At 70.6% G+C, this 12419-nt stretch carries 11 protein-coding genes and 1 pseudogene; 5 read left to right on the plus strand and 7 right to left on the minus strand.

Translation table 11 applies throughout. The features are described from left to right. Window positions 1-88 precede the first annotated feature (88 nt). Together alc and allB are read right to left on the minus strand one after the other, a co-directional pair. On the minus strand, window positions 89-1207 hold the full coding sequence (gene alc / locus ACFQ7F_RS42270; protein WP_383283652.1) for an allantoicase: 1119 nt from the start codon (window positions 1205-1207) through the stop codon (window positions 89-91). A gap of 5 nt (window positions 1208-1212) precedes the next feature. Next, complete coding sequence (gene allB, locus ACFQ7F_RS42275; RefSeq protein WP_383283654.1) at window positions 1213-2556, minus strand: allantoinase AllB; 1344 nt, start codon at window positions 2554-2556, stop codon at window positions 1213-1215. A 381-nt stretch (window positions 2557-2937) separates the two neighbouring features. Between allB and ACFQ7F_RS42280 the strand changes: the two genes are divergently transcribed. Further along, complete coding sequence (locus ACFQ7F_RS42280; RefSeq protein WP_383283658.1) at window positions 2938-3753, plus strand: IclR family transcriptional regulator; 816 nt, start codon at window positions 2938-2940, stop codon at window positions 3751-3753. A 129-nt stretch (window positions 3754-3882) separates the two neighbouring features. Here ACFQ7F_RS42280 and ACFQ7F_RS42285 read toward each other — a convergent pair whose 3' ends face one another. Continuing rightward, on the minus strand, window positions 3883-4515 hold the full coding sequence (locus tag ACFQ7F_RS42285; RefSeq protein ID WP_383283701.1) for a response regulator: 633 nt from the start codon (window positions 4513-4515) through the stop codon (window positions 3883-3885). An 8-nt stretch (window positions 4516-4523) separates the two neighbouring features. Beyond that, on the minus strand, window positions 4524-5804 hold the full coding sequence (locus ACFQ7F_RS42290) for a sensor histidine kinase (protein WP_383283661.1): 1281 nt from the start codon (window positions 5802-5804) through the stop codon (window positions 4524-4526). 135 nt (window positions 5805-5939) lie between these two features. Here ACFQ7F_RS42290 and ACFQ7F_RS42295 point away from each other — a divergent pair, with 135 nt between their 5' ends. Together ACFQ7F_RS42295 and ACFQ7F_RS42300 are read left to right on the plus strand one after the other, a co-directional pair. Next, window positions 5940-7025 carry an ABC transporter permease gene (locus ACFQ7F_RS42295; protein ID WP_383283666.1) on the plus strand — a complete coding sequence of 362 codons (1086 nt, stop codon included), beginning with the start codon at window positions 5940-5942 and terminating at the stop codon, window positions 7023-7025. Next, the gene (locus ACFQ7F_RS42300; protein ID WP_383283671.1) at window positions 7022-7729 is read left to right on the plus strand and encodes an ABC transporter ATP-binding protein; all 708 of its coding nucleotides are present in this window, start codon (window positions 7022-7024) and stop codon (window positions 7727-7729) included. Before ACFQ7F_RS42295 ends, ACFQ7F_RS42300 begins: the two co-directional genes overlap by 4 nt. Before the next feature lie 109 nt (window positions 7730-7838). Here the strand turns inward: ACFQ7F_RS42300 and ACFQ7F_RS42305 are convergent, their stop codons facing one another. Continuing rightward, window positions 7839-8162, minus strand: coding sequence for a DUF5955 family protein (locus ACFQ7F_RS42305; protein ID WP_383283677.1), 324 nt, complete (start codon window positions 8160-8162; stop codon window positions 7839-7841). A gap of 222 nt (window positions 8163-8384) precedes the next feature. On the opposite strand from ACFQ7F_RS42305, the gene ACFQ7F_RS42310 reads away from it, so the two are divergent. Then, complete coding sequence (locus ACFQ7F_RS42310; protein WP_383283682.1) at window positions 8385-8978, plus strand: NTP transferase domain-containing protein; 594 nt, start codon at window positions 8385-8387, stop codon at window positions 8976-8978. A gap of 262 nt (window positions 8979-9240) precedes the next feature. Beyond that, window positions 9241-10860: a malate synthase A gene (gene aceB / locus ACFQ7F_RS42315; RefSeq protein WP_383283689.1), complete on the plus strand. Its 1620-nt coding sequence runs from the start codon at window positions 9241-9243 to the stop codon at window positions 10858-10860. Window positions 10861-10999: 139 nt separating this feature from the next. Here the strand turns inward: aceB and ACFQ7F_RS42320 are convergent, their stop codons facing one another. Together ACFQ7F_RS42320 and ACFQ7F_RS42325 are read right to left on the minus strand one after the other, a co-directional pair. Beyond that, window positions 11000-11905, minus strand: a complete 906-nt coding sequence (locus tag ACFQ7F_RS42320) for a HipA family kinase (RefSeq protein ID WP_383283696.1) — start codon at window positions 11903-11905, stop codon at window positions 11000-11002. 182 nt (window positions 11906-12087) lie between these two features. Further along, window positions 12088-12372, minus strand: a pseudogene (locus ACFQ7F_RS42325) (transposase); the annotation flags it as partial. Between the last annotated feature and the right edge of the window lie 47 nt (window positions 12373-12419).

The raw sequence follows: 12419 nt of genomic DNA on the forward strand, positions 1-12419 counted from the left end.
TGAAAGATTTCCCCCCGGGCCGGGGAAATCTCAGCCCGTCCGGCCTTTGAGGACGAACTCGGCGAAGCCGGTGATCAACGGTGCCGAACTAGCCGCCGAGCTCCTGGTGGCGCGCAGTCAGCCGCGCAGCGCCCGCCTCCGTCAGGGAGCCGTACAGCCGCAGCCGCGAAATGCCACCGTCCGGGAAGATGTCGATGCGTACGTGCGTGCCGACGACCGGGGCGTCCAGGACGAAGCGGTGGTTGGTGTCGGGCTGCAGGCGGGTGCGGGGCAGCGCCTCGACCCACTCGCCACTCTCGCCGTCACGGACCGAAAGCGCGGCCCAACCGGCGGAGTTGCCCTTGAGGTAGGCCGTGTCGATCTCGACGGAACGGATCTCGGCCTTGGCCACCAGCTGGTAGCGGATCCAGTCGTTGCCGGTGTCGCGGCGCCGCCGCGTCTCCCAGCCGTCGTCCATCTTGCGGGAGCGGCCCGGCTGGATGGTGTTGGTGGCCGGGGAGTAGAAGCGGTCGGACGCGTCCTCGACCTGGCCGCCGTTCTCCAGGGCCAGCACGTCGAACGTGCCGAGCGCGGCGAGCCACTTGGGGTCGGCGACGACCTCGCCGTACACCCGCAGGCGCGCGATGCCGCCGTCCGGGTGCTGGTTGACGCGCAGGTGCGTGAAGCGCTGCTGGACGTCGACGGCGAAGCCGTTGGCCGCGTGGCCGCCGACTGCCGTGCGCGGTACGAGAGCCGTCCACTTCACGTCGTCCGCGAGGAGCTCTTCGGGCGTCGGCGAGCCCTCGACGTTGGCACCCTCGACCGAGACGGCCTGCGGGTAGTTGCCGCGGAAGTGGGCGGTGTCGATGACGATGCCGCGTACGACGCCGGGGGCGCCGAGCCGTACGAGCGCCCAGTCGTGGTCGTCGGCGGTGGGCCACGGGTGCTCGCCCGAGACGCCACGGCGGCGGCGGGTCTCCCAGCCGTCCATGACCTTGCCCTTGTGGCCGAAGTGCTCCGGGTCGAACACGGCGGCGTGCGCCAGGAGCAGGTTCTCGCGCATCGCGAAGAACTCGTCGTTGGCGGCGATGACGCCGGCGCCGAGCTGGCGGTCCGCGAGGTTCGCGTACTGGGTGAAGGGGAAGTCGGCGGTGCGGTAGTCCGCGTAGGGGTCGCCGCCGCCGTAGGGGCTCGCGTCGCCGGTGAAGGCAGGTATCGCCGTCGTCACAGTGATCAGTTCTTCCTTTCCAGAAGTCGGCCTGCGGGTTCGCTGAACTCGCCGCCGTGCAGGATGCGTTCGCCGCGCAGCCAGGTGGACTTCACGACGCCGCTGAGGGTCTTGCCCGCGTACGCAGTGACTCGGTTCCTGTGCTGAAGCTCCGCGGGGTCAACGGTGAAGGTCTCGTCGGGCGCGAGGACCGCGAAGTCGGCGTCGCGGCCGGCCTCGATGGCGCCCTTCTGATCGAGTCCGACCAGTTCGGATGTGCGCGTCGACATCCAGCGCACCACGTCCTCGAGGCTGTGGCCGCGCTTGCGGGCCTCGGTCCAGATCGCGGGGAGGCTGAGCTGGAGCCCGGAGATGCCGCCCCACGCGGTCGCGAAGTCGTCGGTCTTGAGTTCCGCGGTGGACGGCGAGTGGTCCGTCACGACGCAGTCGATGGTGCCGTCGGCGAGCGCGTCCCAGAGCAGGTCCTGGTTGGCGGCCTCGCGAATCGGCGGGCAGCACTTGAACTCGCTGGCTCCGTCCGGGACTTCCTCCGCGGTGAGCGTGAGGTAGTGCGGGCAGGTCTCGACGGTGAGCTTGACGCCCTCGCGCTTGGCGGCGGCGATCAGGGGCAGCGCGTCCGACGAGGACAGGTGCAGTACGTGGACACGGGCGCCGAGCCGCTTGGCGAGCGAGATGAGCCCCTCGATCGCGGCGTCCTCGGAGACGCGCGGCCGGGTGTCCAGGTAGTCCGTGTACTTGGGGCCGCTCTTGTGCGGGGCGGCGTCCAGCTCGTGCGGGTCCTCGGCGTGCACGATGAGCAGACCCCCATGAGCACCCAGCCCCGCGATCTCCGCCATGGAGGTGGCGAGGCGGTCTTGGTCCAGGTGCGGGAACTCGTCCACGCCCGAAGGCGAGAGGAAGCACTTGAAGCCATAGACACCGGCGTCATGGAGGGGCTTGAGGTCGCCGACGTTGTCGGGCAGGGCGCCGCCCCAGAAGCCGACGTCGATGTGCGCCTTGGTGCGGGCGACGTCCTGCTTCGTGCGCAGATTGTCGACCGTCGTGGTCGGCGGCAGGGAGTTGAGCGGCATGTCGACGAGGGTGGTGATGCCACCGGCGGCGGCGGCGCGGGTGGCGGTCCAGAAGCCCTCCCACTCCGTGCGGCCCGGGTCGTTCACATGGACGTGCGTGTCGACGAGCCCGGGCAGCAGGACGTCGTCGCCGAGGTCCTCGATCCGGGCCCCCGCCGGTACGTCGGCGTCGTACGCAAGGACGGCCGCGATCTTCCCCCCGGAGACCGTGACCGACGCGGCGCGGGTTCCCTGCGGGGTGATCACGCGGGTCGAGCGCAGCACCAGTTCTACGTCCACGTCTTCAACGCCCTCTCTTCGCTTCTTCGCTTGACTGCCTGTTCGTTCTTTTCCGCTACACAGACCATTCGTTTCCGCTAAACGGAATTCAACGTTCTGTTGAATGAGTCTTCACGGCCGACCCCGAGCCGTCAAGAGGCCACCTGAAGCACCCTGGACGTTTCCACAAAGTGGAATTAGAATTCCACAGGCCAGAACGTAGTTACGCACAACCGGGCCGCCAAAAGATCACTGGGCGTGACGGCGAAGAAGCGGACAAAGGCCCCCCGACCGGTCCCTGACCGGCCCTGACCGGCAGGTACGCCAGGGCCGCCAAGGGATCCCGCAAGGAACCGCCCGGTAGGCTGCTGACTTGCCCGTCAGCCCCGAAAGGACTGCGCCGTGCCGACGTCAAGCGCAAGCGACGCCTCCACCGAGGTCGCCGCCTCCAAGCCGCCCGCTGCCAGCGGTGGTGTCCAGTCCCTTGAGCGCGCCTTCGACCTCCTCGAACGGATGGCGGATGCCGGAGGCGAGGTCGGCCTGAGCGAGCTCTCCGCCAGCAGCGGCCTTCCGCTGCCGACGATCCACCGCCTGATGCGCACGCTGGTCGCCTGTGGCTACGTACGCCAGCAGCCCAACCGCCGCTACTCTCTGGGCCCGCGCCTGATCCGCCTCGGCGAATCGGCCTCGCGCCTCCTCGGCACCTGGGCCCGCCCCTACCTCGCGCGCCTCGTCGAGGAGACCGGCGAGACCGCGAACATGGCGCTGCTCGACGGGGACGAGATCGTGTACGTCGCGCAGGTGCCGTCCAAGCACTCCATGCGGATGTTCACCGAAGTGGGCCGCCGGGTCCTCCCCCACTCCACGGGCGTCGGCAAGGCACTCCTCGCCCACACCCCTCCGGAGGAGGTGCGCGCGCTCCTCGCCCGCACCGGGATGCCCGCGGCCACGGAGAAGACGATCACTACGCCGGAGGGTTTCCTCGCCGCCCTTGAGGAGGTCCGCGGCGCGGGCTTCGCGGTCGACGACAACGAACAGGAGATCGGGGTGCGCTGCCTGGCGGTGTCGGTCCCCAACTCCCCCACGGCGGCGGCCATTTCGATCTCAGGACCGGCGGGCCGGGTGACGGAGGCCGCGGTGGAGAAGATCGTGCCGGTGCTGCAGGAGGTGGCGGTGGAGTTGTCGGCCGCCCTTGCCAGCTCGGGTCCGGCGGCGTAGCTCTTCACCTTCGGCACCTCGTGCGCACCGCCGATCACCGGCTGCGCCAAGTTCATCCTCAAGCGCCGTACAGGCTGGAACATCCAGCCCGTACGGCGCTTTCGTGCAGATGGCGAGCTACTGCCCGGATCAGCCCCTGATCAGCCCACGCCCCGTCGCCACAGCCACCGCCGCCGTACGCGAATCAACCCCCAGCTTCGCGTAGATGTGCACCAGATGGGACTTCACGGTGGCCTGGCTCAGGAAGAGCCGCTTGCTGACCTCCTGGTTGGAAAGCCCCTCCCGCACCAGCCGAAGCACCTCCAGCTCCCGCCCGGTCAACGCCTCCCCGGGCGCCCGCATCCGGTCCATCAGCCGATGCGCGATCGCGGGGGCGAGCGCGGACTGCCCCGCGGCCGCGGTCCGCACCGCCGACGCGAGCTCCTCCGGCGGCGCGTCCTTGAGGAGATATCCCGCCGCGCCCGCCTCGACCGCGGCGAGGATGTCGGCATCCGTGTCGTACGTCGTCAGGACGAGCACCCGCGGCGCCCCCACCACGGCGGTGATCGCGGCCGTGGCCTGCGCCCCGTGCATCCCCGCCCCGAACTGGAGATCCATCAGGACGACGTCGACCGCGCCGGTCGCGGCGAGCGACACCGCGGCCTCGGCCGTCGCCGCCTCCCCCACCACGGCGAAGTCGGGCTCGGTGTCGAGCACGGCACGCAGCCCCGCGCGCACGACGGGGTGATCGTCGGCGAGGAGCAGCCGGATGGGCTCCGGCACTTCGGCGCTCACAGCACGGCCCCGGTCCGAACGGCTCCCGTCGGAGCGGCCCCCTTCGGAACGACCCCCGACGGAAGCGGCAGCGTGACCGCGACGGCTGTCCCCTGCCCCGGCGCGGACTCCACGCTCAGCGTCCCGCCGAGCGACCGGGCCCGCGCCCGCATCGCGGGCAGCCCGAACCCCCCGTCGTCCCCGCGCTCCTGTGGAGCGGACGCCGGGTCGAAGCCCCGCCCGTCGTCGACCACGTCCAGGGACACCGACGTGTCCATGAAACTGAGCGTGATCTCGGCGCGCCCTGCGCCCGCGTGCCTGACGGTGTTCGCGAGGGCGGACTGGGCGGTGCGGAGCAGCGCGACTTCGTACGGCGTCGGCAGCTCGGTGGGCGTGCCGCTCACCGTGAACTGGACGTCGAGGTGCGAGCCGTCCGAGCCCGGCGACGCGGATGCGGAGAGCCGCTCAAGCGCTCCGGCAAGCGAGCCGTGCTCCAGGTCGGGCGGGCTGAGGGCCCGCACGAAGCGCCGTGCCTCCGCGAGGTTGTCCTGCGCCGCGCTGCGGGCCTGCTCGATGTGCGGCGCGGCGGGGGATCCGGCGGGCAGCGCGCGTTGCGCGGCGCGCAGCAGGAGCTGGATGGAGGAGAGCCCTTGAGCGAGGGTGTCGTGGATCTCGCGGGCCAGACGCTCGCGCTCGGCGAGGGTCCCCGCGGTCCGCTCGGCGGCGGCGAGCTCGGCGCGCGTCGCCATGAGCTCGTCGATCAGCCGGCGGCGCCGCTCGCTCTCGCGGTACAGCGCCTCGTACCCGAGGACGGTGGCGACCGCCATGGCCGCGCCGAGCAGCGGCCCGATGAAGCTGCCCGGCGATATGGGCGAGCCGTGCAGCAGGAAGCTGGCGATGGCGGCAGCGGCGGTCAGCGCGACGGCGGGCAGGGACCAGCGCAACGGCAGCAGATGCAGCTGCAGGAAGTACAGGGGGAAGGCCGTCCACAGCCCGTCCGGCGAGAGGACGAGCAGCGCCATCCAGCACACACCGAGCGCCGCGAGCCACACGGCTGCCGCACGCTGCGAACGCGCGACGGCCGGGCTGAGGGTGCCCGCCGCGTAGACACCGCCCATGGCAACCACGACCGCCACGACGGCACCGCCGCGCGGCGCGCCATCGGCCACGGCCCGCGCAGCGGCGAGCGCGAGCAGCCCCGCGAGCAGCGCGTGCAGACACAGCCGCAGGGCGAGGGCGACGGGGGTGGTCCGGGAGGGGGCCGGGTCCGGAGGCGGAGGCTCGGTGGAGGTGTTCATCGGACCCTCCAGCGTAGGCGCAGCCGCCCCCGCTTCCGTCAGCCGAAAGGTTGACCGCGGGCTCCCCCCTTCGATTCGGGTGAAGCGTGCTGTGGCGCGATGCCGAGGGGGCGTGCGCGGACGGAGGGTGGGGGCATGTTCGTCGCATGGAGAGACCTTCGGTTCGCCAAGGGGCGGTTCGCCCTGATGGGAGCCGTCGTCGTACTCATCACTCTGCTCGTGGGGCTGCTTTCCGGGCTCACGGCCGGGCTCGCCAGGGAGAACACCTCCGCGATCACCGGCCTGCCCGCAGACCACCTCGCCTTCGCCGCGCCACCGGACGGCCAGTCCGTCTCCTTCACCAGCTCCCAGGTGGAACGGCGCTCCTGGGAGGCCTGGGAGGCACAGCCGGGCGTACGGTCCGCCGAGCCGATCGGCATCAGCACCCTCAACGCCACCGCGGGCGAGCGCTCGGCCGCCGTGTCCGCCTTCGGCGTGGAGCCGGATTCCGGGATCGCGCCGGACGGCGTCGCACCGGGCGCGGCTGTGCTCTCCGAGAAGGCCGCGGCGGACCTCGGCGTCGGCCCCGGGGACACGGTGCGGCTCGGCGGGAGCGGAGTGGAGGAGCGGGTCGCGCGGGTCGCGTCGGACGCCTCGTACAGCCACACCCCTGTCGTATGGACCGCGCTCGACGACTGGCAGGGGCTCGGCCACCGGGGCACATCGATGGACGATCAGGCCACGGTCGTCGCGCTGCGGACCGGGGGCGGGGCCGATCTCGCCGCCGGGGACGAGGCAGCGGGCACGGAGACGAAGTCCCTCGACGGCGCGCTCACGGCCATCGGCTCCTACCAGGCCGAGAACGGTTCGCTGCAGCTCATGCGCGGCTTCCTCTTCGTCATCTCCGCGCTCGTCATAGGGGCGTTCTTCACGGTGTGGACGATCCAGCGCGCCGGTGACATCGCGGTGCTGAAGGCGCTGGGCGCCTCCACCCCCTACCTGCTCAGGGACGCTCTCGGGCAGGCCGTCCTGATGCTGGCCGCCGGGACGGCCCTGGGTACGGGGATCGCGGCGCTCGTCGGTTCCGCGATCAGCGGCGGCGACGTCCCCTTCGTACTCGATCCGCCGACCGTGCTGTGGCCCGCCGCCGTGATGATCGCCCTCGGGGCGTTGGGAGCGGGCCTGTCCGTCCGGCGGATCACCGCCGTCGATCCACTGACCGCACTGGGGAGTGCCCGATGAGTCTGTCCCTCGACAACATCACGCTGACGTACCCGGACGGGGAGGGCCGTCTCACGGCACTCGACGGGGTCGGGCTCGACGTCCCCGCCGGGACGCTGACGGCGGTCGTCGGCCCGTCAGGCTCCGGGAAGTCCAGCCTGCTCGCCGTGGCGGCGACGCTGGTGACCCCCGACCGGGGCCGGGTGGTGGTCGAGGGTACGGAGACGGAAACACTATCGGTGGCCGAGCGGGCGGAATTGCGGCGGCGCAGGATGGGGATCGTCTTCCAGCAGCCGAATCTCCTCGCGTCGCTGACCGCGCTCGAACAGGTGGAACTGATGGCACGCCTCGACGGCCGCGGACGCGGGCGCGGGCGCGGGCGCTCCGCCGAGGTACGGGAACGGGCACGGGAGCTCCTCGACACCGTGGGCCTCGCGGAGCTCGCACACCGGCGCCCGCACCAGCTGTCGGGCGGACAGCGCCAACGGGTCGGTATCGCAAGGGCGTTGATGAACGCCCCCGCGGTGCTGCTCGTGGACGAGCCGACCAGCGCCCTTGATCACGATCGGGGCGCGGCGGTCCTCGATCTCCTGGGGCGGCTCACGCGGGAGTGGGGGACAGCGACGGTCCTGGTCACGCACGATCGGGCGAGGTTGGCTGTAGCCGACCGGGTGGTGGAGCTGATGGACGGGAGGGTGGGGGTTCCCAGCCCGTCCGACGCTTGAGGGCGGTGCGCGGGGTATTCAGCCTGTCCGCGCTTGAGGGCGGCGCACGGGCTACTCAGCCCGTCCGGCGCTTGAGGACGAACCCGGCGGAGCCGGTGATCAACGCCGCTCAAGGCCCAGGGGCCCGCCCCGGCTCACCGAAAATCTCCACCGCGCCCCGGACCGCCGCAAGCCCCGCGCCCAGCGCGCTGACGGAGCCGATCGCTCCCGCGACGAGCAGCAGCGACCGCCGCAGCCGCGGCACCTCGGGCGCGCCGCTCAGCGCCATCGAGGCCAGCGCCGCCAGCTCGTCCTCGGCGATTCCCCGGTCGGGGAACTCGACCGGATGCGCGGCGAGCTCACGGCGCAGCCGGGACACCGCGGTGCCCAACTCCGCTACGCGCGGATCCTCATCACTGCCGGTCACTTGTCTCTGCCCTACGCTCTGCAACACAGCTCTCCCCCTCGCACGTTGTCGTGCGCACGTTCTCTCGTGCAGATCTTGCCGACCCCGCACGGTGCTGGTCATACACCAGGGGGCCGCGGATCAGTAAACGCCACGGGAAGCGGGACGCGCCACTTCGTGGCCGGAAGAGACCCCCTCGATAGCGGGAGGCTTCTTCGGCTGTCGCCACAGGGCGGGCATGGTGCGGGCAGGGTGCGGTATGCAGGAGCCATGACGAATCCGATGATCGCCGGGCTCCTCCTCGCGGCGGGCGGCGGGCGACGCCTCGGCGGTCGGCCGAAGGCACTCCTGGACCACCGGGGGCGGCCCCTCGTGGAGCACGCGGTCCGCGTACTGCGCGAGGGCGGATGCACGCACGTGTACGTGGTGCTCGGCGCGGACGCCGATGTCGTACGGAAGAAGGCCTCGCTCCCCGGCTGCGTACTGATCGACAATCCGGAGTGGGAGGAGGGGATGGGTTCGTCCCTGCGGGCCGGGCTCACGTCGCTGCGCGACACGGACGCCGATGCCGCACTCGTCTCGCTCGTGGATCAGCCGGGCATCGGCCCGACCGCGGTGGCCCGCGTGCACGCCGCCTACCGCTCGCCCGCCACCCTCGCGGCCGCCGCCTACGACGGAGAGCGCGGCCACCCGGTGCTCTTCGGCGCGGACCACTGGGCGGGCATCACCGTGAGCGCCGTGGGTGATCGCGGGGCGCGCGCCTATCTGAAGGAGCACGCCAGTGAGATCACTCTCGTCGAGTGCGGGGATGTGGCCCAGGCGTACGACATCGACACACCCGCCGACCTGATCCATCTTGAGTGAAACCGTGAGTGAAACCGCGAGTAAAACCTTGAGTGACCGGCATGGCACTCAGCGACACGTTCTGTCGATGAAGAGAATCTCGACGTCAACAGACGATTGAACTTCCACTATGAGGAAACTAGTATCCACTGTTCAGAAGCACCCGTTCCCTCACGTGGGGTCCACGGCCGTATCTCGGCTCCTGTGGCACTGAGTGTCACTGCGAATGCCCGGCGGTCGCCACGGCACCACCTGTGAAGCTCGCTGAAGGAAGTGACAGCTCATGTCCGCACCAGCGCAGTCCCCGCTGGCCATCGTCGACGCGGAGCCTCTGCCGCGGCAGGAGGAGGTCCTCACCGACGCGGCCCTCGCCTTTGTGGCCGAGCTGCACCGGCTCTTCACGCCCCGCCGTGACGAGCTCCTCAGCCGCCGCGCCGAGCGCCGCGCCGAGATCGCAAGCACCTCCACGCTCGACTTCCTTCCCGAGACCGCGGCGATCCGCGCGGACGACTCCTGGAAGGTGGCGCCCGCCCCGGCGGCCCTGAACGACCGCCGCGTCGAGATCACCGGTCCGACCGACCGCAAGATGACCATCAACGCCCTGAACTCGGGCGCCAAGGTCTGGCTCGCGGACTTCGAGGACGCGTCGGCGCCCACCTGGGAGAACGTGGTCCTCGGCCAGCTCAACCTGACCGACGCCTACGAGCGCAACATCGACTTCACGGACGACCGCAGCGGCAAGTCGTACGCCCTCAAGGACGCCGACGAGCTCGCCACCGTCGTCATGCGCCCGCGCGGCTGGCACCTGGACGAGCGACACCTGCAGCTCGAGGGCACCCCGGTCCCGGGCGCGCTCGTCGACTTCGGCCTGTACTTCTTCCACAACGCCAAGCGCCTCATCGAGCTCGGCAAGGGCCCGTACTTCTACCTCCCGAAGACGGAGTCGTACCTGGAGGCCCGCCTCTGGAACGACATCTTCGTCTTCGCGCAGGACTACGTCGGCGTCCCGCAGGGCACCGTCCGCGCCACGGTCCTCATCGAGACGATCACGGCCGCGTACGAGATGGAGGAGATCCTCTACGAGCTCCGCGACCACGCGTCGGGCCTGAACGCGGGACGCTGGGACTACCTCTTCTCCATCGTCAAGAACTTCCGTGACGGCGGCTCGAAGTTCGTCCTGCCGGACCGCAACCTCGTGACGATGACGGCCCCTTTCATGCGGGCCTACACCGAACTCCTCGTCCGCACCTGCCACAAGCGCGGCGCGCACGCGATCGGCGGCATGGCGGCGTTCATCCCCTCCCGCAAGGACGCGGAGGTGAACAAGGTCGCCTTCGAGAAGGTCAAGAACGACAAGGACCGCGAGGCGGGCGACGGCTTCGACGGCTCCTGGGTCGCGCACCCGGACCTGGTCCCGATCGCGATGGAGTCGTTCGACGCGGTCCTGGGCGAGAAGCCCAACCAGAAGGACCGTCTGCGCGAGGACGTGCAGGTCGCCCCCGGTGACCTGATCGCCATCGACTCCCTCGACGCGAAGCCCACGTACGACGGTCTGGTCAACGCCGTCCAGGTCGGCATCCGCTACATCGAGGCGTGGCTGCGCGGCATGGGCGCCGTCGCCATCTTCAACCTCATGGAGGACGCGGCCACCGCCGAGATCTCGCGCTCGCAGATCTGGCAGTGGATCAACGCGGGCGTCGTCTTCGAGAACGGCCGGACGGCGACCGCCGACCTGGCCCGCGAGATCGCCGCCGCCGAACTGGTCGCCATCCGCGCCGAGATCGGCGACGAGGCCTTCGCGGCCGGCAAGTGGCAGCAGGCCCACGACCTCCTCCTCCAGGTCTCCCTGGACGCGGACTACGCGGACTTCCTGACACTGCCCGCGTACGAGCAGCTGCGCTGATCCGTACCCGGAGAATGACGACGCCCCCCGGCACCGCACAGCGCCGGGGGGCGTCGTCATGGGTGCCCCTTTAGGGGCGCGGGACTATGACATTGTGCGGCTCCGCCGCGTGGGCGCGCCCAGCCACATACGGCCCGCACTAGCCAATGTGTCGCGACCAGTCCTGTTCCGCAGCAGGCTTCCCGTGCAGATCCGGGACCCGCTTCAACCAGGCCGGACGGTCCTTCTCCGTGGCGGCGGCACGCCTCGCATCGGCGGCGGCAAGCTCACCCCGGCTGGGGAAATCCACCGGAAGCCACGCCGCAGAGGCCCGCGCGCGGGCCAGCAAGAAGGCGACATACGCCTCCCGCACCTCGTCGGGGGAGTTGAACCCCGGCTCATCGGCGAGCCACGCGTCGGGGACGAGTGCGGCGACCTCACGGAGCATCCCCTCAGTGACGAGAGGCGCCAGCTCGGCGTCGGCCGCCCGCGTGTCCGGTCCGTAGCCGCCCAGGGCGTGATGCCGGAAGTCGTACACCTTCTCCGGCGCGGACGCACCCCAGCGGTGATGGAAGACCAGGGCCGCCCCGTGGTCGATGAGCCACAGCCTCGGCCGCTGGATGCCGAACGTGGGCCAGACCATCAGGTTCGAGCTGTGCACCGTGCGGTCGACGTTGGCGGTGAGGGCGTCGAGCCACACCACCTTGCCCGCCTCCAGCGGGTCCACGTCGAGCGCATCGGGTGTGAAGTCCTCGGCGCCCGGCAGGAGGTCCATGCCCAGATTGAGCCCGGCGCTTGCGTGCAGCAGGTCCTGTACCTCCTGGTGGGGCTCGTCCGCCGCGACCGCCGGGTCGAAGTGGACCAGGACGAGCTCGGGGAAGCGCAGACCGAGGCGGCGGGCCAGTTCGCCGACGATGATCTCGGCGACCAGCGCCTTGCGGCCCTGCGCGGAGCCGGTGAACTTCACGACGTACGTACCCAGGTCGTCGGCCTCGACGACGCCGGGCACAGAACCCCCGGCCCGCAAGGGCTCGATGTAGCGGGTCGCGGTGACCTCTCTCAGCATTTTCCCAGGCCACCCATCTCTTCAACCACGTAATCCACAGCCCCCGTCAGACCCGGCCTCCGGCATGAAGTGAGCATAGTGACCAAGGGTGATCGCGGGCGAGGAGTGCCCGAGCCACCGCGCCAAAGTCATGACGGACTCTCCGGCTTCCAGCATGAGCGAGGCATAGGTGCACCGCAGTGCTTGGACACCTCGGCGCCGTACACCTCGGCAAGATGAGCGGATATCTCGCCGTGGGTGAGTCCCTTCGCGGACAAGGAGAGGACCACCTCGACCGGCCCGACACCGGTCAGCACGGTCCTGGACCGCGTGCCGTTGCGACTGTTGCCGTTGTTCTCCCCGGCCGGATCGTGCTTTTCGTAGCCGACGTGTTCGGTGATCTCGCCTTCCAGGGCCGACTCCAGCACCCGCTTGGTCAGCATCTGCAACAACCCACCCTCGCCGGTCGGTTGCAGCCCCTCGTTCCGACACGCCCCTCATACCCGGATGGCCCGCCGGAAGCTCTGCTTCCGGC

The organism is Streptomyces sp. NPDC056486 (assembly GCF_042795295.1).
Classification (GTDB): Bacteria; Actinomycetota; Actinomycetes; order Streptomycetales; family Streptomycetaceae; genus Streptomyces.